This is a genomic window from Rhodovulum viride, assembly GCF_003265965.1.
Classification (GTDB): Bacteria; Pseudomonadota; Alphaproteobacteria; order Rhodobacterales; family Rhodobacteraceae; genus Rhodovulum; species Rhodovulum kholense.
In genome coordinates this window covers 1-18,367 of record NZ_MUAV01000007.1, presented here as the reverse complement: position 1 = coordinate 18,367, position 18,367 = coordinate 1, and the positions used below count along the sequence as shown (strand labels likewise).

General features: G+C 67.6%; 21 protein-coding genes and 2 pseudogenes. 10 read left to right on the top strand and 13 right to left on the bottom strand.

The annotated features are described in order from the left end of the window. Window positions 1-70: 70 nt before the first annotated feature. On the bottom strand, window positions 71-1,420 hold the full coding sequence (locus BYZ73_RS07470; RefSeq protein ID WP_108027478.1) for an ammonium transporter: 1,350 nt from the start codon (window positions 1,418-1,420) through the stop codon (window positions 71-73). A 33-nt stretch (window positions 1,421-1,453) separates the two neighbouring features. Beyond that, window positions 1,454-1,792, bottom strand: coding sequence for a P-II family nitrogen regulator (locus tag BYZ73_RS07465; RefSeq protein WP_075784302.1), 339 nt, complete (start codon window positions 1,790-1,792; stop codon window positions 1,454-1,456). Window positions 1,793-2,052: 260 nt separating this feature from the next. Here BYZ73_RS07465 and BYZ73_RS07460 point away from each other — a divergent pair, with 260 nt between their 5' ends. Beyond that, entirely contained in the window at window positions 2,053-4,287 is a 2,235-nt protein-coding gene (locus tag BYZ73_RS07460) for a transglycosylase domain-containing protein (protein ID WP_112315481.1), read from the top strand. Window positions 4,288-4,902: 615 nt separating this feature from the next. On the opposite strand, the gene BYZ73_RS07450 is transcribed toward BYZ73_RS07460, so the two are convergent. Continuing rightward, window positions 4,903-5,532 (bottom strand): MlaC/ttg2D family ABC transporter substrate-binding protein, encoded by a 630-nt coding sequence (locus tag BYZ73_RS07450; protein ID WP_112315479.1) that lies wholly within the window; start codon window positions 5,530-5,532, stop codon window positions 4,903-4,905. Continuing rightward, window positions 5,522-6,289 (bottom strand): MlaA family lipoprotein, encoded by a 768-nt coding sequence (locus tag BYZ73_RS07445; protein WP_245943090.1) that lies wholly within the window; start codon window positions 6,287-6,289, stop codon window positions 5,522-5,524. Before BYZ73_RS07445 ends, BYZ73_RS07450 begins: the two co-directional genes overlap by 11 nt. 177 nt (window positions 6,290-6,466) lie before the next feature. On the opposite strand from BYZ73_RS07445, the gene BYZ73_RS07440 reads away from it, so the two are divergent. From BYZ73_RS07440 to BYZ73_RS07425, 4 genes are read left to right on the top strand one after another with little or no spacing between them, the layout of a single operon-like run. After that, window positions 6,467-6,931: a RidA family protein gene (locus tag BYZ73_RS07440; protein WP_112315478.1), complete on the top strand. Its 465-nt coding sequence runs from the start codon at window positions 6,467-6,469 to the stop codon at window positions 6,929-6,931. Continuing rightward, window positions 6,928-7,695, top strand: coding sequence for a glycerophosphodiester phosphodiesterase family protein (locus BYZ73_RS07435; protein ID WP_112315477.1), 768 nt, complete (start codon window positions 6,928-6,930; stop codon window positions 7,693-7,695). The genes BYZ73_RS07440 and BYZ73_RS07435 overlap by 4 nt, the downstream gene beginning before the upstream one ends. Window positions 7,696-7,743: 48 nt before the next feature. Then, window positions 7,744-8,955: a GNAT family N-acetyltransferase gene (locus tag BYZ73_RS07430; protein WP_112315476.1), complete on the top strand. Its 1,212-nt coding sequence runs from the start codon at window positions 7,744-7,746 to the stop codon at window positions 8,953-8,955. Then, complete coding sequence (locus tag BYZ73_RS07425; RefSeq protein WP_112315475.1) at window positions 8,952-9,245, top strand: 4a-hydroxytetrahydrobiopterin dehydratase; 294 nt, start codon at window positions 8,952-8,954, stop codon at window positions 9,243-9,245. The genes BYZ73_RS07430 and BYZ73_RS07425 overlap by 4 nt, the downstream gene beginning before the upstream one ends. 37 nt (window positions 9,246-9,282) lie before the next feature. On the opposite strand, the gene BYZ73_RS07420 is transcribed toward BYZ73_RS07425, so the two are convergent. Then, on the bottom strand, window positions 9,283-9,771 hold the full coding sequence (locus tag BYZ73_RS07420) for a peroxiredoxin (RefSeq protein ID WP_112315474.1): 489 nt from the start codon (window positions 9,769-9,771) through the stop codon (window positions 9,283-9,285). Between the two features lie 93 nt (window positions 9,772-9,864). On the opposite strand from BYZ73_RS07420, the gene BYZ73_RS07415 reads away from it, so the two are divergent. From BYZ73_RS07415 to BYZ73_RS07400, 4 genes and pseudogenes are all read left to right on the top strand, one after another. Continuing rightward, window positions 9,865-11,070 (top strand): NAD(P)/FAD-dependent oxidoreductase, encoded by a 1,206-nt coding sequence (locus tag BYZ73_RS07415; protein WP_112315473.1) that lies wholly within the window; start codon window positions 9,865-9,867, stop codon window positions 11,068-11,070. Next, window positions 11,067-11,627, top strand: coding sequence for a 16S rRNA (guanine(966)-N(2))-methyltransferase RsmD (rsmD, locus tag BYZ73_RS07410; RefSeq protein ID WP_112315472.1), 561 nt, complete (start codon window positions 11,067-11,069; stop codon window positions 11,625-11,627). The genes BYZ73_RS07415 and rsmD overlap by 4 nt, the downstream gene beginning before the upstream one ends. A gap of 41 nt (window positions 11,628-11,668) precedes the next feature. Then, window positions 11,669-12,613, top strand: coding sequence for a DUF6635 family protein (locus tag BYZ73_RS07405; protein ID WP_245943080.1), 945 nt, complete (start codon window positions 11,669-11,671; stop codon window positions 12,611-12,613). A 207-nt stretch (window positions 12,614-12,820) separates the two neighbouring features. After that, window positions 12,821-13,020 (top strand): annotated as a pseudogene (locus tag BYZ73_RS07400) (transposase); the annotation flags it as partial. 394 nt (window positions 13,021-13,414) lie between these two features. On the opposite strand, the gene BYZ73_RS22705 reads toward BYZ73_RS07400, so the two are convergent. The 8 genes from BYZ73_RS22705 to BYZ73_RS22700 all read right to left on the bottom strand — a co-directional run bounded on the left by BYZ73_RS22705 (window position 13,415) and on the right by BYZ73_RS22700 (window position 17,759). Further along, entirely contained in the window at window positions 13,415-13,636 is a 222-nt protein-coding gene (locus BYZ73_RS22705) for a hypothetical protein (RefSeq protein WP_108027490.1), read from the bottom strand. A 207-nt stretch (window positions 13,637-13,843) separates the two neighbouring features. Continuing rightward, window positions 13,844-14,137 (bottom strand): hypothetical protein, encoded by a 294-nt coding sequence (locus tag BYZ73_RS07390; RefSeq protein WP_112315470.1) that lies wholly within the window; start codon window positions 14,135-14,137, stop codon window positions 13,844-13,846. A 104-nt stretch (window positions 14,138-14,241) separates the two neighbouring features. Next, on the bottom strand, window positions 14,242-15,840 hold the full coding sequence (locus BYZ73_RS07385) for a tyrosinase family protein (protein ID WP_112315469.1): 1,599 nt from the start codon (window positions 15,838-15,840) through the stop codon (window positions 14,242-14,244). Between the two features lie 539 nt (window positions 15,841-16,379). Then, window positions 16,380-16,715 carry a copper-binding protein gene (locus BYZ73_RS07380; RefSeq protein ID WP_112315468.1) on the bottom strand — a complete coding sequence of 112 codons (336 nt, stop codon included), beginning with the start codon at window positions 16,713-16,715 and terminating at the stop codon, window positions 16,380-16,382. After that, window positions 16,708-17,172 carry an efflux RND transporter permease subunit gene (locus tag BYZ73_RS23745; protein ID WP_245943079.1) on the bottom strand — a complete coding sequence of 155 codons (465 nt, stop codon included), beginning with the start codon at window positions 17,170-17,172 and terminating at the stop codon, window positions 16,708-16,710. The genes BYZ73_RS07380 and BYZ73_RS23745 overlap by 8 nt, the downstream gene beginning before the upstream one ends. Window positions 17,173-17,183: 11 nt before the next feature. Beyond that, the gene (locus BYZ73_RS23740) at window positions 17,184-17,366 is read right to left on the bottom strand and encodes a hypothetical protein (protein ID WP_245943078.1); all 183 of its coding nucleotides are present in this window, start codon (window positions 17,364-17,366) and stop codon (window positions 17,184-17,186) included. Then, a complete protein-coding gene (locus BYZ73_RS24125) occupies window positions 17,305-17,526 on the bottom strand; it encodes a copper-binding protein (RefSeq protein ID WP_425451068.1) in 222 nt (73 codons plus the stop codon). The genes BYZ73_RS23740 and BYZ73_RS24125 overlap by 62 nt, the downstream gene beginning before the upstream one ends. Further along, window positions 17,442-17,759: a hypothetical protein gene (locus tag BYZ73_RS22700; protein WP_181497991.1), complete on the bottom strand. Its 318-nt coding sequence runs from the start codon at window positions 17,757-17,759 to the stop codon at window positions 17,442-17,444. Before BYZ73_RS22700 ends, BYZ73_RS24125 begins: the two co-directional genes overlap by 85 nt. A gap of 122 nt (window positions 17,760-17,881) precedes the next feature. Between BYZ73_RS22700 and BYZ73_RS23735 the strand changes: the two are divergent. Continuing rightward, a pseudogene (locus BYZ73_RS23735) lies at window positions 17,882-18,135 on the top strand (integrase core domain-containing protein); the annotation flags it as partial. Between the last annotated feature and the right edge of the window lie 232 nt (window positions 18,136-18,367).

Below are 18,367 nucleotides of genomic sequence, written 5' to 3'. Positions count from 1 at the left end.
GGCACAGGCACAAAAGGAAACGGCGGGGAACTTCCCCGCCGTTCGCATTCTTGAGGACCCGGGTCGCGGCTCAGCTGTGATAGGCCGACTCGCCGTGGCTGGTGAGGTCGAGGCCCTGACGTTCGCTGTCGGTATCGACCCGCAGGCCGACGATCATGTCGACGATCTTGTAGGCGATCACCGAAACCACACCGCACCACACGATGGTGACCAGCACGGCCTCGGCCTGAACGATCGTCTGACCGATGGTCGAGTAGTCCTCGCCGCCCTGACCGCCGAACATCGAACCGCCGAAGAGGCCGGTGCCCAGCGCGCCGACGATGCCGCCGATGCCGTGCACGCCGAACACGTCCAGCGCGTCGTCATAGCCGAACTTGGCTTTCACGGTCGCCACGAAGAAGTAGCAGATCGGCGACACGATCAGGCCCAGCAGGATGGCACCGATCGGACCCAGCTGGCCGCAGGCCGGGGTGATCGCGACGAGGCCCGCAACCATGCCCGAAGCGGCCCCCAGCATCGAGGCCTTGCCACGGGTCAGCGCCTCGACGGCCGACCAGGACAGGATCGCGGCGGCGGTGGCAACGAAGGTGTTGATGAAGGGCAGGCCGGTGAAGCCGTTGGCTTCGAGGTTGGACCCGGCGTTGAAGCCGAACCAGCCGATCCACAGCATCGAGGCCCCGACCATGGTCAGCGTCATCGAGTGGGGCGCCATGTTCTCTTTGCCAAGCCCGATGCGGGGACCGACCATGATGGCACCGACCAGCGCCGCGATCCCGGCGTTGATGTGGACCACGGTCCCGCCGGCGAAGTCCAGCGCGCCAAGGTTGAACAGCAGGCCCGCTCCGTCCCAGACCATGTGGGCCACCGGGAAGTAGCAGAAGGTCGTCCAGATCGCGATGAAAAGCAGCACGGCCGAAAATTTCATCCGCTCGGCGAAGGCGCCGACGATCAGCGCGGGCGTGATGACGGCAAAGGTCATCTGGAAGGCGATGAACACGTATTCGGGAATCACCACGCCGTCGGTGAAGGTCGCGGCGGTCGAATCGACGGTGACGCCCGACAGGAACAGCTTGCCGAAGCCGCCCCAGAACGGAGAGGTGCCGCCGCCGAAGGCGAAGGAGTAGCCCCAGAACACCCAGATCACCATCATCATCGCGGTGATCAGCGTGCACTGCATCAGGACGGACAGCATGTTCTTCTGACGCACGAGGCCGCCGTAGAACAGCGCCAGGCCCGGCATGGTCATGAACAGAACCAGGATCGTCGCGGTCATCATCCAGGCGGTGTCGCCCTTGTCCATGATCGGCGCGGCTTCGGCGGCGGCCTCGACGGCCGCGGCGGCATCCTGTGCCAGCGCCGGAAGCGCCGCGGCCGTCGCGGTCAGCGCCGCCAGGCCGAGAATATGTTTGATATTCGCCATTTTCGTTGTCTCTCTATCCCTGATACGTCCGCGTCACACCGCGTCTTCGTTGGTTTCGCCGGTCCGGACACGCACCGCCTGGTTCACGTCCAGCACGAAAATCTTGCCGTCGCCGATCTTGTCGGTCTTGGCGGTCTTGGCGATCGTCTCGACGACCTGATCGGCCATGGCCGAGGTCACGACGATTTCGAGTTTCACTTTCGGAACGAAGTTCACGGCATATTCCGCACCGCGGTAGATCTCGGTGTGACCGGACTGCGAGCCGAAGCCCTTGATCTCGGTCACCATCATGCCGCGCACGCCGATTGCGGTGAGGGCTTCCCTCACTTCCTCCAGCTTGAACGGCTTGATTGCAGCAATGATGAGTTTCACGTTGTGCCCCTCCGTTGAGCAGGTGGCCCCTGCGGGTTTTCACAGCGGCAAGGAAGGGCCGCGAAGCCCACCGGACACAAGCGGATCGAGGTCAGGAACCGGGCGTGAGGCGGGCGATAATGCACAATTTTTGCACAGATATGCATCTACGCTGTAATTTCGGGCATTTTGAAAACCCGCCGCGCGACGCCTTCGACCTCCACAATCCGGCGCGCGCGCGATATGGTGCGGGCAAAAGGCAGACGAGGCAGTCGACGGAAATGGGCAGCACGGGACGCAGGCCGCCGCCCCTGGTGGCGGATCGGCGCTATCCGAAGAAAACCGCGCGCAAGGCGCAGCCGAGCGGCCGCAAGCCCCGGACCCGCAGCGGCGGGGGCAGTGGCGGCGGACGGCGGGGCGGGCGCACAAGGCGCGGAAATCCGCTTTTCCGCGCGATCTCGGGCCTCTTTCGCGGCCTCTTCCGGTCGCTTCTGGGCACGGCGGTGCGGCTGGCGCTGCTGGGCGTTTTCATCATCGGCTGCGGGGTCTTCTACTTCCAGCAGCAACTGCCCGAGATGACGGCGCTTCTTGACGGGCGGAATCGCGGCTCGGTCACCCTGCTCGACCGCGACGGCAAGGTCTTTGCCTGGCGCGGCGAACAGTTCGGCGGCCAGATCACCGCCACGACCGTCGCCCCTGCGCTGAAGAACGCGGTCGTCGCGACCGAGGACCGCCGCTTCTACCGCCATTTCGGGATCAGCCCGCGCGGCATCGCCGGGGCGATTCGGATCAACCTCGCCGAGGGACGCGGCCCGCTGTCCGGCAACGGCGGGTCCACCATCACCCAGCAGACCGCCAAGCTTCTGTGCCTGGGCGTGCCCTACGATTCGAAGACCTGGAAGACCGAGGCCGCCTACGAGGCCGACTGCCGCCGCACCACGCTGGGCCGGAAGATCAAGGAAGCCCTCTACGCCATGGCGATGGAGGTGAAGTACACCAAGGACGAGATCCTGACGATCTACCTCAACCGCGCCTATCTGGGCGCGGGCACGCGCGGCTTCGAGGCCGCCGCCCAGCGCTATTTCGGCAAGTCCGCGAACCAGGTCAACGTCTCGGAGGCGGCGATGCTGGCGGGGCTCCTGAAGGCCCCCACGACCTATGCGCCTACCAACAACCTGCAACGCTCGCGCGACCGGGCGAACCTGATCATCGGGCTGATGCAGGACCAAGGTTACATCACGCCGAAACAGGCCGCCATCGCCAAGGCCAACCCGGCGAAGCTGTCCGAAGCCGCCGAGTCGCGCGCGGGCGGGTATTTCGCCGACTGGGTGATGGGCGCGGGCCCCGATTTCCTGACCCGCGACACCACCGAGGACGTCATCATCCGCACCACCTTCGATGCGCGCATCCAGAAGGCGGCCGAAGACGCGCTGAAGGAGGTGTTCGAGACCAAGGTCAAGGACGGCTCGAAGGCCGAGGCCGCGATCATCGTGATGTCGGCCGACGGCGCGGTCCGGGCCATGGTGGGCGGGCGCCAGACCGCGGTCGGCGGGTTCAACCGCGCGACCATGGCGCTTCGGCAGACCGGGTCGTCCTTCAAGCCCTTCGTCTATGCCGCGGCGCTCGATCTGGGCTACACCCCCAACGCGACCGTGGTGGACGAGCCCTATACCATCAACGTGCCCGGCTCGGGCCCCTATTCGCCCGACAATTACGACCACAAGTTCCGCGGCCGCGTGACCCTGACCGAAGCGCTGCAGCATTCGCTGAACATTCCGGCGGTCAAGGTGTCCGAGGCGGTGGGCCGCGAGAACGTGCGCCGCATCGCCCATGACTTCGGGCTTCAGGCCGATCTGGCCGCGGGCCCCGCGCTGGCGCTGGGGGCCTCTGAATCGACCCTGATCAACATGACCGGCGCCTATGCAGGCATCCTCAACGGCGGGTCGAGCGTGACCCCCTATGGCCTGACCGAGCTGAGGCTGAAGGGCGATTCCACGCCGCTGATGGGTCAGGAGGGCGGCATGGGCGAACGGGTGATCTCCGAACGCGCGGCCCAAAGCCTCGTCTACATGATGTGGCGCGCGGTCGAGGCGGGGACCGGGCACCGGGCCAAGCTGGCCGACCGTCAGGTCGCGGGCAAGACCGGCACCACCTCGGCGGCGCGCGATGCCTGGTTCATCGGCTTTTCGGCCGATTACGTGGCCGGGGTCTGGATGGGCTATGACGACAACACGCCGTTGAAGGGCGTGACCGGCGGCGGCCTGCCCGCCGAGATCTGGCATGAGGCCATGGTCCGGGTCCACGAGGGCGTGCCGCCCCGGCCGCTGCCGATGCTGCTGCCCGAAGAGGCGCCGCCGCCCGTCGCCGGCGAGCCCGGCTATCCGGGCCAGTCGGCCGGGCCCGGGACCGGCGGATGGGGCCAGCAACAGCCTGCGCAGGACAACCGCGACGACGGCGGCAATCTGGCCGAGAACATCCTGCGCAGCGTCCTCGGGGCGTTCGGCGCCCGAAACTGACCTGTCGCGGCCGACCCGACCTGGCCGCCGAGCCGGTCCGCTCGGCCGCGCGGCCTGTCACGGAATGCAGAGCCGTGGCGGCATTCCTCGTCGCGGCCGGGGAGGAAGAGACTTTGCCCAGCACATGTCATGAGGCCGCAGAGCGGGAAGCCGCTACCTTCGACGAGGGCTGACGGTCTGGAAACGACCCGCACGGCGGCGAGGCAGAGCCGTTCCATCGCCTTTCCCATCGTCAGATGCATCGCGCTGACGGCGATGGTCTTGCATGGTCACCCGACCGGACTTTTCCTCGTCAAACGGGTCAATCCAGGGACCGTCGCCGCCCAGCGAGACGCGTTGCAGGCGGTCTTCAGGCGGAGTCCGGGACCGGCTGGCCTGCCCATCGCCGAGAGCCCGGACCAGCCCGACATATAGTCAGCCCGACGCAAGCAGAGCCCCGCGTGCGCCTCGGCTTGGGGTCGAAACCGTGTCGCAGTCTGCTGCGGCCGACGGGGAGCCTGCGCGTCCCGAAAGAAACTTTCGGGGAAGGGAGGCCCCTCAGCGCGCGGACATGCGCCCGGCCCCGGGGCAGTGCCAAGGGCTTGCGGAAACCGTCGCCAAGCCGGACGGCCGGTGTCAGCCCAGCGATCGAAGGTCGCGGGTCAGCGCGCCAATATCGCCGCGGCGCTTGTCCAGCAGGGCACCGATCTCGGTTCGCTCGCTGGCCAGCATGTTCACACCTTCGATGAAGATGTTGAAGAACTTGTTGCTGCCCGAGCGGTCGGAGACCAGGAACACCACCTCGACCGGGGACTGGCCGCGCAGCAGCGCGGTCGACTTGACCTCGTAGAAGTTCTTCACCTGGCGCGCCTGGTTCACCTTGATATCACCGCCGACAAATTCGCGAAAACGGCGGCCATACTTGCGGGCGATATAGCCCTGGAAGGCATCAGTGAAGGCGCTCAGCTGCGCCGAACTGGCCTGCCGCGCGGCAACGCCCAGAACGGACCGTGCAATCACCGACACATCGGCATAGCGCGCGAAGATCCGCTCGAATTTCGAGAACATCTGGGCTTCGGAGCCGCCCGAATTGATCGCGCTATTGATGTCGCCGACCACGCTGTCGATCAGGCGCGAGGCCTCTTCGGTGGTCAGGGCAAGGGCGCGTCCGGGCGTCAGGCCGGACACGGCCAGGGCGGCACCCGCCGCCAGACCGGTCAGCAACAGGTTGCGGCGGGTCGGGGCGAGGACGGGCTTACTGAGCATTGGGGTCTTCATAGGGATCCTCGTAGGGGTCGAAGTAATCGGTCTCTTGGTTGCGGCTCAGCTTGTGGCGCCGGCTGTCCAGATAGATCTGGCGCGACTGCGCATAGCTGTCTGCGCTTTCATATAGGACCGAATCTACGAGATCCGAATTTTCATATCGTGCATCCGCGCCCCGAAGGACGCCGGTGCCGGTCATCACATTGCGCTCTTCGGAGTTGGCCAGGGGGCGCAGCGGGTTCATCGCGAAATCGACGGCGCGGCCAACCATGGCGCGTTCGGTCATCGGACCCAGCACCGGGAATTCGACATAGGCGCCCTCGCGCATGCCCCAGACATAGAGCGTTTCGCCGAAATCGGTATCGACCTTCGTCGCGCCCATCCGGGTGGCCGGGTCGAAGATCCCGCCCAGCCCAACCGTGGTGTTGATCAGGAACCGCGTGCCGTTCTGCACCGCATCGCCGGGGCGGAACTGCAGCAGGCTGTTGATCATCGCACCGGGCAGCGACAGGTTCGAGGCGAAATTGCTGACGCCGGTCCGGACCGGACGCGGCACCGACTTGCCATAGGCGGTCGAGACAGGGCGGAACACCCCGCGGTCGAGCGACTTGTTGGCCTCGTGAATCTGCCGGTTCCGCGATTCGTAAGGGTCGCGGATCGTGCCGGGCGCCTCGGGGCGCGCGCAGGCGGACAGAAGAAGGACAGTGGAAAGAACCGCAAGACGGCCCGACCACAGGGTGGCTTTCCGCAAAGACGACACGAGCTGGATCCAGTCTGATATCGAGACCCAGTCAAGGAACCACGCTCTGGCGCGGATCACAAGAGCCGACGCGCACCGGACGGCCCCGGCGTTGCAGGAATTTTACGGGTTCCGCCCGGCACGGCGCGGGGGTAGCTTCGGCCCGAACCGACGATCCACCCCTTTCGGAGAGACCACATGAGCGGCAAATACGAGGCCAGACTGGCCGAGCTTGGCGTCACCCTTCCCGATGCCCCCGCCCCCGCAGCGAATTACGTACCCTACGTGACCTCGGGCGCGCTGGTCTTCGTCTCGGGCCAGGTTTCGGCCCGGGATGGCGCGATGATCCAGGGCAAGCTGGGCGCCGACATGGACGTGGCCGCCGGCGCCGAGGCCGCCAAGGCCTGCGCGATCTCGCTTCTGGCCCAGCTCAAGGCGGCCTGCGGCGGCGATCTCGACCGGCTGGTCCGGGTGGTCAAGCTGACCGGCTTCGTCAACTCGACCCCGGACTTCGGCGAGCAGCCCAAGGTGATCAACGGCGCCTCGGACTTTCTGGTCGAGGCGCTGGGCGATGCCGGGCGGCATTCGCGCTCGGCGGTCAGCGCGGCCTCGCTGCCCTTCGGCGTCGCGGTCGAGATCGAAGGCATCTTCGAAATCGCATGAGCGCCCTGCCTCCGGCCTTCCTGACGGCCCCCATCGCCCACCGCGCGTTCCATGACCGCGCGGCCGGGCGGCCCGAGAACTCGATCGAGGCGGTGCGCGCCGCCATCGCCGGGGGCTACGGCATCGAAATCGACATCCAGCCCTCGGCCGACGGCGTGCCGATGGTGTTTCACGACTACGACCTCGCCCGGCTGACGGGCGAGACCGGCCCGGTGACGGGCCGGACCGCGGCCGAGCTGGGGTCTATTCCGCTGACCGGCGGCAGGCACGGCATCCCGACGCTGACGCAAGTGCTGGACGAGGTCGCCGGGCGCGTACCGCTGCTGATCGAGATCAAGGATCAGGACGGGGCGATGGGTGCCGATGTCGGTCCGCTGGAACGGGCGGTGGCCGGGGTACTCAAGGGCTATGACGGCCCGGTCGCGCTGATGTCCTTCAACCCGCACAGCGTGGCCGCGCTGGCCGAGGCCGCGCCCGACCGGCCGCGCGGGCTGACAACCTGCGCCTACGAGGCGAAGGACTGGCCGACGCTGCATGCCCCGGTGCGGGACACGCTGCGCGAGATCCCCGATTACGACCGGGTCGGCGCCTCGTTCATCTCGCATCTGTGGCGCGATCTGGCGCGGCCGCGGGTGGCCGAGCTCAAGGCCCGGGGCGCTGCGATCCTGTGCTGGACGATCCGCAGCCCCGCCGACGAGGCCATTGCCCGCACGGTCGCCGCGAACGTCACCTTCGAGGGCTATGCCGCGGCGCGGCACGCTTGACCCGGCCCCCGGCGGCCCCACCTCAAGGGGAAAGCCGGGGCAGGACAGATGCGCGCGCGTGAACTCGAGGCAGACCAGGTCGAGATCGAGGTACTGACCTCGATCGACCAGATCGACGAAAACCAGTGGCAGGCCTGCGCCTGCCCCGAAGCGGCAGATGGCGGCCGTCCCGAAGATCCGTTCACCACCTACCGCTTCCTCGCGGCACTGGAGGACAGCGGCTCGGTCGGGCCCGGCACCGGCTGGCAGCCACATCACCTGCTGGCCCGCGACGCCAGCGGCGTCTTCGCCGTCGCGCCGCTTTACGCCAAATCCCACAGCCAGGGCGAATACATCTTCGATCATGGCTGGGCCGACGGCTATGAACGGGCGGGCGGGCAGTATTACCCCAAGCTGCAGATCGCGGTGCCCTTCACGCCCGCGACCGGCCGCCGCTTTCTGACCCGCCCGGGGCAAGAGACGCGCGGCCGGGCGGCGCTGGTCGAGGGCGCGGTACGACTGGCAGCCCAGAACGCGCTGTCGTCGGTTCACATCACTTTCTGCACCGAGGCCGAGGCCGAGGCGGGCCGCGAGATGGGGCTGTTGCACCGCGTGACCCAGCAATTCCACTGGGAAAACCGCGCCTATCCCGATTTCGACGCCTTCCTCGCCACGCTGTCCTCGCGCAAGCGCAAGAACATCCGCAAGGAACGCGCCACGGCGCAGGACTTCGGCGGCTCGATCCGGGCGCTGACCGGCGACGAGATCCGGCCCGAGCACTGGGACGCTTTCTGGCGGTTCTACCAGGATACCGGGGCGCGGAAATGGGGCACGCCCTACCTGACGCGCGCCTGCTTCGACCGGCTGCACGAGACCATGCGCGACGACATGCTGCTGGTGCTGGCCGAACGCGACGGCCGACCGGTCGCGGGCGCGCTGAACTTCATCGGCCGCTCGCGGCTTTACGGGCGCTACTGGGGCTGCATCGAGGATCACCCCTGCCTGCATTTCGAGTTGTGCTATTATCGCGCCATCGACTTCGCCATCGCCCAGGGCCTCGATACCGTCGAGGCGGGGGCGCAGGGGATGCACAAGCTGTCGCGCGGCTACCTGCCGACGCCCACCCATTCGCTGCACTGGATCGCAGATCCGGGGCTGCGCGCCGCGGTCGATCATTTCCTGCGGGCCGAACGCGAGGCCGTCGCCGAAGAGATCGAGGTAATCACCGCCTACGGGCCGTTCCGCAAGACCGCGAAAGACCAGGAGGAGGAACAGGAATGACCGGAAAACTGACCGAGGACGAACGCAAGCTGGAACTGTCGCCGCTGTTTGCCCAGGGCTGGGCGGCGGTCGAGGGGCGCGATGCCATCGCCAAGACCTATGAATTCGGCGATTTCGTCTCGGCCTTCGGCTTCATGACCCGCGCCGCGCTCTGGGCCGAGAAGATGAACCACCACCCCGAATGGAGCAATGTCTACAAGACCGTCGAGGTCACGCTGTCGACCCATGACGCGGACGGGCTGACCATGAAGGACGTGGACCTCGCGCGAAAGATGGACACGCTAGCCTGAGCGCGGACGCCCGCCCCCGAAGGGACGGGCGCTGGTCCTAGATCTGTTCCAGCAGGGTCTCGCCCGCCGAGATCGAGCATTCGCCCGGGCTGGCCTCGACATTGAGTTTCTTCACCACGCCGTCCTCGACCAGCATCGCATAGCGCTTGGACCGCGAAATCAGCCCGACCGGCGACGCGTCGAAATCCATGCCGATGGCCTTGGTGAAGCTGGCATCGGCATCGGCCAGCATGGTGATCCCCGCCGCATGCGCGCCGGTCGCCTCGCCCCAGGCCTTCATCACGAAGGGGTCGTTGACGGCAACGCACATGATCTCGTCGACACCCTTGGCAGCCAGCTTGTCCTTCGCCTTGATGAAGCTTGGCATATGCGCCGAATGACAGGTGGGCGTGAACGCCCCCGGCACCGCGAACAAGACCACCTTGCGGCCCTTCAGCTTGTCGGCCAGCGAGACGGCGCCCGGCCCGTCCGCCCCCATTTCGGTAAAGCTCGCCTCCGGCAGTCGGTCGCCTTCGGAAATCGCCATGACATCTTCCTCCTGATGCATTGCATTGCGTTTCGCGGCTCAGATAGTGTGCAGGCCGGATCGTGCCAGAGCGGAACCCCAGAGCGAACCCCAATGCCCCACATCGTCATCATCGGCGCCGGCCAGGCAGGCGCGGCGCTGGCCGCGAAACTCCGGGCGCTTGGCCATGCGGGCCGGCTGACCCTGATCGGCGACGAGGCTGCGCCGCCCTATCAACGCCCGCCGCTGTCGAAGAAATACCTGCTGGGCGAGATGCCGCTGGACCGGCTTTATCTGCGCCCGCCCGCCTTCTACGCCGAGGCCGGGATCGACCTGCGCCTGGGCCAGGCGGTGACAGGCATCGACCGCGCCCGCGCCCGGGTGACGATCGAGGGCGAGGAAATCGCCTATGACAGGCTGGCGCTCGCCACCGGCGCCGCCCCCCGACGGCTGCCCGCCGAAATCGGCGGCACGCTCGAGGGCGTCCATGTGGTCCGCAGCCTCGCCGATGTCGATGCGATGGCGCCCGCCTTCCGCCCCGGCGCCCGGGTGCTGATCGTCGGCGGCGGCTATATCGGGCTCGAGGCGGCGGCCGTCGCGTCCCGTCTGGGGCTGAAAGTCACCCTGATCGAGGCCGCGCCGCGCATCCTGCAGCGCGTGGCCGCGCCCGAGACCGCCGACTGGTTCCGCGCGCTGCATGCGGCCCATGGCGTCGAGATCCGCGAGGCGACCGGCCTGACCCGCCTTCTGGGCGAGACCCGCGTCACCGGCGCCGAGCTGGCCGATGGCAGCATCATCGAGGCCGATTTCGTCATTCTCGGGATCGGCGTCGCCCCCGCGACCGCGCTGGCCGAGGCGGCCGGGCTGACGGTCGAGGCAGGCATCGCGGTCGATGCGATGGGCCGGACCTCGGACCCCGCGATCTGGGCCGCGGGCGATTGCACCAGCCTGCCCTATCGGGGCGGCCGGATCCGGCTGGAAAGCGTGCAGAACGCCATCGATCAGGCCGAGGCGGTCGCGGCCAACATGCTGGGCGCAGACACCCCCTATGTGCCCAAGCCGTGGTTCTGGTCCGACCAGTACGACGTCAAGCTGCAGATCGCGGGGCTGAACCTCGGCTACGACCGAGTGGTGGTGCGCCCCGGCGACCGCGCGGGCAGCCTGAGCCACTGGTATTATCGCGGCGCCGAGCTGCTGGCGGTCGACGCGATGAACGACCCGCGCGCCTACATGACCGCCAAGCGTCTGATCGAGACGGGCCGCTCGCCCGATCCCGAAAGCGTCGCCACGGGCGATCTCAAGGCGCTGATGGCGGCATGAGGATCGTGGCGGGCCGGTTCCGGGGCCGGGCGCTGGCCTCGGTCGGCAAGGGCGATCCGGCGGCGCATCTGCGCCCCACGACCGACCGGGTGCGCGAAAGCCTCTTCAATCTGCTGCTGAACGGCGGCTATGGCGATCCGGTCGACGGTGCGCGCGTGCTCGACCTCTTCGCGGGGACCGGTGCGCTGGGGCTCGAGGCGCTTTCGCGCGGCGCCGCCCATGTGACCTTTGTCGATGACGGCACCAAGGCACTGGCGCTGATCCGCGAGAATGTGGCGCTGTGCCGGGCCGAGGCAGACTGCACGATCCTGCGCCGGAACGCCGCCCGTCCCGGCCCCGCCCCCGAGTCGCCCGCGACGCTGGTGTTTTTGGACCCGCCCTATGGCAAGGGCCTTGGCGAACGCGCCCTGGCCGCCGCGCTTGCGGGCGGCTGGATCGCGCCGGGGGCGCTGATCGTCTGGGAAGAGGGCGCGGCGGTGACCCCGCCCGAGGGGGTCGCGCTTCTGGACAGCCGCCGCTACGGCGAAACCGGAATATCCATCTTCGAAGCCCTCTGACCGGCTTGCCGAGCGGCCCTCGCCCCCCCATCTGATCGGCCATGACCGAGCCTCTGAGCCACGACACCGATGCCGCCCTGATCGCCGCCGCGCGCAGCTATTTCGCCGCGCGCCGCGCCCGTGTGCCGGCCTTTGCCCGGCGCCGGTTCGGGATCGTCGGCGCGCTGCGGCTGCACCGCCACGCGCTGGGCTGGGACGTGCTCAAGGCGCCGGTCAACGTGATGCTGTCGCCTGTGCTGATCCTGACCCGGCTCGGCGCCTGGGGGGCCGGGCGACTGGGCGCGCGCCGCGTTGCGGCCTGGCTTGGCGCGCGGCGGATCCTGCTGCCCACCGCCGTCGCCACGGCCGCCGAACGCGCGGTGGTGGTCGACCTTCTGGAACTGCCCTGGGACGGCCCCGGCGGCGCCAGCGGCAAGGATGCGCTGGCCCGCGCGATCCTCGCCCGGCCCGACCTCGCGGCCCTGGTCGAGGCGCGGGCCGAGGCCCCCGCCCTGGGCGCCCGGGCGCTGGGCGATTATGGCGGCACCCGCTCGGCGGTGGCCGAGATGACCACGGCGCTGGGCACGATGGGGGCGGGCGCGCTGGCCTTCCAGTCGCTGACGCCCGGCATGGTGTCCTTCGCGCCCGGGATCGCCGCCATCGTCGCGCATCAGGCCGCCATCGCCGCCTTCCCGCTGGGCGGGCTTCTCGGCACCGCCTGGTACGGGATCTTTCCCACGGCCGCGCCCGCCTGGATGACCGTCGCGATCACCGTGCCTCTGATCGGCCTCGGCGCGCTGGTCGCCGCCTTCGCGGGCGTGATCGCCGACCCGGTGCAGGTGGCGCTCGGGATGCATCAGCGCCGCCTCAACCGGCTGATCGACGCCCTCGAGGATGCCTTCACCGGCACCGGGCGGCGCGGCTTCGCCGCACGCGAACATTATTTCGCGCGGCTTCTCGACCTTTCCGACGCGGGACTGGCCGCGATCCGACTGATGCGTGGTTGAGCCAGCCCGGAGCCAGGCCCCGTGGCACCTGTTGCGTCATGGGTATTTGAACCAAGCAGAAGGACGAACCGTAAGCGGTTCAACTGACCCGCGCTGATGAGCCCGTTCTCCGATACCGCAAGGGTCTGTCTTGGCGCGACGCGCTGACCTGCAACGGGATTTTGCCTCCACCATCGATGACCGTCGGGCCTGACCTGAAGACGGAAAATGAAACGGACGAGATTAACGGACGAGCAGATCATCGGCATCCTGGCCGAGTCTGAGGCGGGTGCGACGTGCGCGGACCTGTGCCGCAGATCACGCGTCAGGCAAACGGCATGTCGGACGGGACCTTCTGCAATTGGACGGCCCGGTTCAGAGGCCTGACGGTGCGGGACTTGGCCAATAAGCGCCGGAGGCTCGGCGATCCGCCCACACCTGAGCTATCCTTTGCGTTTATGGGCTTAGAGGAGCCTGCAGACCGTGTCGAAGGTCTGGCATGACGGCACGCAGCAATGCACGGAACGGCGGCGGGCGACTGAGCACGACACCCCCGGCGGGCAAAACTCCGGAAGTCCCGGGGTCAGAGACCGGCGGCTTCGCCAGTCGGGAGTTTTTTCCGATGACAGACGATTTTCCCCCGAGCCCGGGGCGGTGGATCTTTTCGGCAAACCGAGGGAGCCGCCCCGCGACTGGCAGCGGCGGCCCTGCTTCCGGAAAGACAAGGCAAACCGGGACCTTGTGGCCGCGCGCCGTGCGGCGGGCTGGTCGCATGAGAGGATCGCGGCCGAGCTCGTGACCTTTCCCCCTGCCGTCCCTCGATCATAGCGAGACACCTTTGGTTTGATATTGGTCGGTTTCGGGTTGGGCTAGCGCGCCGGGCGCGGGGCCCTCCGAGCGCCCAGGCGCCCGGCGCGCGTCGGACGGGATCTGAGTCCCGCCCCCCTCCCGTTCCTCCGAGATGCCGGTGTCGGCGATCAGCGCGAGGATTTCGTGGCGGCAATCGCCGTTCACGGCCAGGATGCGGAACCGGCCTTTCCCCATGTCGTCTGATCCTTCAGGTTGGGCTGACTTCACATCGCGACGAGGGAACTTCCGGCCTGCACCTGCCCGATTGGCCAGGCGGTGACGCAAGATCGAAGGCGCGAAATTGGCTGCCCCCCAGACCTTGCGAGTGGATCTGCAGTTTCGGGTCTTCGGGGCTGGACAATTCCGTCGTCGAACCGATCACCCGCGACCAGGACCGGGCGTTCAATTGCCGATGATCGCCACGCCGAGAAATTCGCGGGCCGTCGCGGCCCGTTCAGAACCATGCAGGATCAGCCTGGCGCGGATCTCGGTCCGGCCGTCCGGAAGGGTTCCCGCAGGGACCGGAACGAGATGGACCTGCTCGGCGGGGGACGTGGCAGCGGTCGCGCCGAAGGGAGACACCGAGCCGATGCGGAGCCCCTCCGGCGTCTCAAGCACCAGCTCGGCGCCCGCCGGCAGCGGCCCCGTGCGCACGGCAAGGACCAAAGGGTCCGACCCCGAGGCCACATCGATCACCGGCGGGTCCGTGCCGGTTCCGCCGCCCGCCGCCTGAGAAGCTGCGGCGGCGGCCCAGACAAGGGCCGCGGCCGCCGGTCCGGCCGGCGCGCAGAGGATGCGGGTCAGAAGCTTTCCAAGACGACCGATTTGAAGACCCCCTCCAATGGCGCGGATTCGAGTGTCCGGTCTTCCCTCCCCGTTCCCGAAGCCGCCAGCGTCACATCGATCGCACCACTTTCCGGCAGCGTTCCGGCTTCACGCAGGCGCTCCACGGCATCGGTCACGTCGATGACCGCCGTGAAATCGTGGCCATGGCCGTGCAACATGCCAAAGAACTCGAACGAGCCGGCGAAACCGGGGCTGTCCTCGGACAGCTCGGGCGTCTCCCCGGCGGGAGACACGAAGACATCGAAGCGCAGCCCCTTCACCATCCTCGGGGGCGTGAAGGTGACCTGGGCAACCTGCCGGGTGTTTTCCGCCCCGGCGGCCGCTGCGCTTTCGGGCAGCGAAAGACTGGCCGTGGCCCCCTCGTTCAGGCCGAAGCCTTCATTTGCCTGGGCGGTTGCATTGGGAGCGATGCCGCGCCGGGACTGCAGCCCCGCGGCGGAAGCGGACCCCGAGCCCGGCGTGTAGGCATAGCCCCAGGGCGCGATGTCCATCGAGGCGCCGGCGGTGCTGGGGGCAGGTTGCCCGGCATCGCCGATATAGAAGAGGAAGGGCTCGGGGTCGAAGCGCGGGGCCTCCTCTGCCGTGGGCAAGGCGGTCCGGCCCGCAGTCCGTTCTTTCGTCGTCCAGACGTCCCAGAGCCGGTCGACATTGCAGTGATGCATGAAGAAGATCGGATCGACCGAGGACAGAAGCGAGGGCATCCAGCCGCCCGCGGCGTTGCCCAGATCGTTGTGCACCTTGTTGTGCGGCTGACCCTCGAGGATGGCGGCGCCCACACCCTGGTGGTGGTTCTGGCTTTCGGGACTGTTGAACCCGGTGCGGGCCTGCCCGCTTCCGACCACGGTCGTGAAGATCTCGGGCCGGAGCCCGGCCTCGATGACCGGCAGCATGACCGCATCCGAGGCGGGCGGGGTCAGATCCGGGGCGGCGGCCGTCTTCGAGCGCCCGTCGGCGGGATTGGCGTTGAAATTGGGGTGCACGCCCGTGGTCCAGAAGCTGTCGAAATCGGGGAAGCCCCGCAGGTTTTCCTGTTGCTTCTGCGCATCGCTGAGGCCGTTCCAGAAGGCCTCGATCGGGTCGTGATAGGCGCTCTCGAAGCTGTCCCAGTCCGGGTAATGGCTGCTCGAGGGATCGAGGGCGTTGTCGGGATAGGTGCTGCTGGCGAAGAACGTGTCCGCGACGAAGGGATCGGCGGTCCAGTCCCAGTAGGGCATGGCAAAGCTTTCGTCCTCGCCGTAGATCCGGACGATCCGTTCCAGATGGGCGACATAGGGGCGGTGCCAGACGAAGAACCACCAGTTGCCATGCGGGCAGTCCATCAGGTGGATCATCGCGTAGCGGAACCAGTTATGGGGGTCCGAGGGATCGAGCGCCCACATCGCGGCAACGGCCTTGCGATAGGTCTGCAGGTGGGCGATGCCCTCTTCGCTGGTCATGCTGACGCGCAGGTGGCCGGCCTGCCCGGCGGCGCTGCGGGCAAGGAAAGGCACGGCAAGAAGAGCCGCCCCGCCTTTCAGGACAGTGCGGCGGTTCGTGGGAATCGCTCCGGTCATCTGACATGCTCCCGATGGCAATCAATGGTCGCTGTCCGGCCGCGCCTGCGGGATGTCGCCGGGAAAACTTGTCAAGATTGGCCGAAAACCGTCACGGTCCGGAGCATCCTGCCGTCTGGCGCGGCAGGTCTGAAAATGTATCCGCAGTAATACCACGCCGAAGGGCTTTTTTGAATGAACTTTTAGGCTGCCCGCGCACCTGCCGCGAAAGACAGGAGGTTGCCGAGCTGTTGAAAACGTCGGCCGGACGAGGCGGTTCGCCCCCACCCTTGGTCGCGGGCGAAGCCGTGCCACTGGGGCAAACGCCCGTCTTTCCGCCTCAAGGCGGATATCTGGCCGCCCGGATGACGCCGGGGCCTCCAACCTGGCGCAGTGAGGCCCCAGCTTTGCGCGTTTCCGAAGTTCTGTGCAATGGCGGCGGGCAGGAAGTCTGGTCCTGCGCGCCGTTGGGGCCGCGAAAGCGTGACCGCGCCAGACCAGGCACCCGCAGCAATGGCTTGGTGCGGGCGGTCGCGGCCGAAGATGCCGCGGACGCCTGCTTACCCGCTGGCCGTGACGCCGCTGATCGCAGACATGCCGTCGCTGTCGCGGCCCGGCATCATGATGATCCCGTCTCCCGGCTCGATGCCGTCGGGAAGGGACACGCCGTCCATCAACCGCACGTCCATCGTCAAGGTCGACCAGCCGATCTCGGCAATGGGCCCGTGGCTGACGTTGATCGAGCCATCGCCGATCGCATTCAGTGTGGCTTCGGCGTGAACCATCTGTTCGGCCGCCTGTGTGGGCGACTGGTCCATATGGGAATGGTCCATCTGCGCCAGGGCGGCAAGTACCAGGGAAAGCGAGAGTAGCGTGGAGACAAGGACTTTACGCATGAGAAGCTCCGTTTTGCGGCGTGAAAGAACAGTTGGCCGGGGCGGTTGCCGCTTCGGACGAGTATAGGGGTCGGGACAGGGGCCGGTTGGTGCGGGCCAGCGTGACCCGTTTCCAGATCACGAAGAGCGCCGGGATCACGAACAGGGTCAGCAAGGTTGCCGTGGTCATTCCGCCGATCATCGGCGCGGCAATGCGGCTCATGATCTCCGCCCCGGTCGCACTGCCGTACATGATGGGGATCCGCCCGGCGAAGATCGTGGCCACCGTCATCACCTTGGGCCGGACGCGCAGCAGATCTCCCTCGAAGGCCGCGACCGACAGATCGAAGCCCAGATACCAGATCAGCCAGACCCCGCCCGACAGCGCAACCGGAAGGGTCGCAAGGATGATCGCGACCTCCGTTATCTTCCGGAACGCCATGAACAGCATCAGCGTGATCGTCAGCAGCGTCGCCAAAGCCAAGAGCATCAGACGGTCGCGGACCCGTTCGATAATTCGTGCTGCCCGGACCAGGCGATGGAATGGCCCGGCGGAAGGGTCAGTTCGCGGTCGACGGCCGCGCGGGTCTCGGCGACGAAACGGCCCAGGTCACGCCCGGCGATGTCGATGAAGACAAGCCCCGTGCGGCGGGCGTTTTCCGACCGGATCAAGCGCCACGGCGCGCGCTGCGGTGAATCCGGTGCGCATCGCGGGCCAGTCCAGATCCGCAACCTGGTCATGTGCAATCACGATGACACGCGCGTCGGGATGACGGCCCCTCGGGAAAAGACAAGTGCCCCGGTGCCTTGTGAGGTCTTCTGCGGATGACATTTGCGAGATGCGGGGCGCAGGCGATGGACATTTCCGCGAACGGGCACGGTTCCGAAGCGATCATGACACGACTTGCAGGCGGGACCGGACGCCTTCCTTGATCTTGCGATGGCCATCGAGAAGGCTTCCAGATCGCGCTCGTTGCCCTCGGGACCTTTCAGGTCGGCCAGCAAGTCGGCCATCGCCCCGCGACCGGTGGGCATGAACCCGATCGCCAGCTTGTCACCGGCCACTGCCATGCAGGTGCCCCCCGTCGGGGCCGAGCGGCAGTCCGGGCGCGCCGGGGGCTGCACGGCCGAATAGGCGCAGACGGCGGCGGCCTTGAAGGCATCCGCAGGGCGGTGCCGCTCACCCGCGTCCGGGTCACCCGAAGACAATCAGGGGCGATCAAGGCCCCGAGTCCATCTCCCGCGATCCGGGTCTCTGGACCTATCAGCGCGGCGTGACCCTCGATTCTTCCCGCCCCGGAAGGCCCACGGACAGTTCTTTCATCGAGACCTTCAACGGCAAGCTCCGCCAGGAATGCCTGAACACACATAATTCCTGACGCTTGCGGATGCCCGCGAAAAGATGGGGCCTGGGCAAGGGTCCCACCATCAGGACCGCCCCCCCAAAGCGCCATCTGGCACAAGGTGCTGGCAGCGATTGCTGGTCCCCTCGGCGCAGTCGGCCCCCTGGCGCGGAAAGTCCCGCGTTTCCAGTTCCGGGTAAACCAGGGTTGAGGCATCTGGATGGTCGAGCAGGCTTCGCATCAGACTGGAGGCACACACGGGGCGCGGGTCGGCGTCTTCCCGCACGGCTTCTGTCCCGGGCGCATTGACCCTTTGGGCGCGCAATTCCT

Excerpts from the sequence above, each read along its gene's own strand:
- BYZ73_RS07470 (WP_108027478.1), bottom strand. The coding sequence starts at position 1,420 with ATGGCGAATATCAAACATATTCTCGGCCTGGCGGCGCTGACCGCGACG.
- BYZ73_RS07460 (WP_112315481.1), top strand. The coding sequence starts at position 2,053 with ATGGGCAGCACGGGACGCAGGCCGCCGCCCCTGGTGGCGGATCGGCGC.
- BYZ73_RS07450 (WP_112315479.1), bottom strand. The coding sequence starts at position 5,532 with ATGCTCAGTAAGCCCGTCCTCGCCCCGACCCGCCGCAACCTGTTGCTG.
- BYZ73_RS07440 (WP_112315478.1), top strand. The coding sequence starts at position 6,467 with ATGAGCGGCAAATACGAGGCCAGACTGGCCGAGCTTGGCGTCACCCTT.
- BYZ73_RS07435 (WP_112315477.1), top strand. The coding sequence starts at position 6,928 with ATGAGCGCCCTGCCTCCGGCCTTCCTGACGGCCCCCATCGCCCACCGC.
- BYZ73_RS07430 (WP_112315476.1), top strand. The coding sequence starts at position 7,744 with ATGCGCGCGCGTGAACTCGAGGCAGACCAGGTCGAGATCGAGGTACTG.
- BYZ73_RS07425 (WP_112315475.1), top strand. The coding sequence starts at position 8,952 with ATGACCGGAAAACTGACCGAGGACGAACGCAAGCTGGAACTGTCGCCG.
- BYZ73_RS07420 (WP_112315474.1), bottom strand. The coding sequence starts at position 9,771 with ATGGCGATTTCCGAAGGCGACCGACTGCCGGAGGCGAGCTTTACCGAA.
- BYZ73_RS07415 (WP_112315473.1), top strand. The coding sequence starts at position 9,865 with ATGCCCCACATCGTCATCATCGGCGCCGGCCAGGCAGGCGCGGCGCTG.
- rsmD (WP_112315472.1), top strand. The coding sequence starts at position 11,067 with ATGAGGATCGTGGCGGGCCGGTTCCGGGGCCGGGCGCTGGCCTCGGTC.
- BYZ73_RS07405 (WP_245943080.1), top strand. The coding sequence starts at position 11,669 with ATGACCGAGCCTCTGAGCCACGACACCGATGCCGCCCTGATCGCCGCC.
- BYZ73_RS22705 (WP_108027490.1), bottom strand. The coding sequence starts at position 13,636 with ATGGGGAAAGGCCGGTTCCGCATCCTGGCCGTGAACGGCGATTGCCGC.
- BYZ73_RS07385 (WP_112315469.1), bottom strand. The coding sequence starts at position 15,840 with ATGACCGGAGCGATTCCCACGAACCGCCGCACTGTCCTGAAAGGCGGG.
- BYZ73_RS07380 (WP_112315468.1), bottom strand. The coding sequence starts at position 16,715 with ATGCGTAAAGTCCTTGTCTCCACGCTACTCTCGCTTTCCCTGGTACTT.
- BYZ73_RS24125 (WP_425451068.1), bottom strand. The coding sequence starts at position 17,526 with ATGTCATCCGCAGAAGACCTCACAAGGCACCGGGGCACTTGTCTTTTC.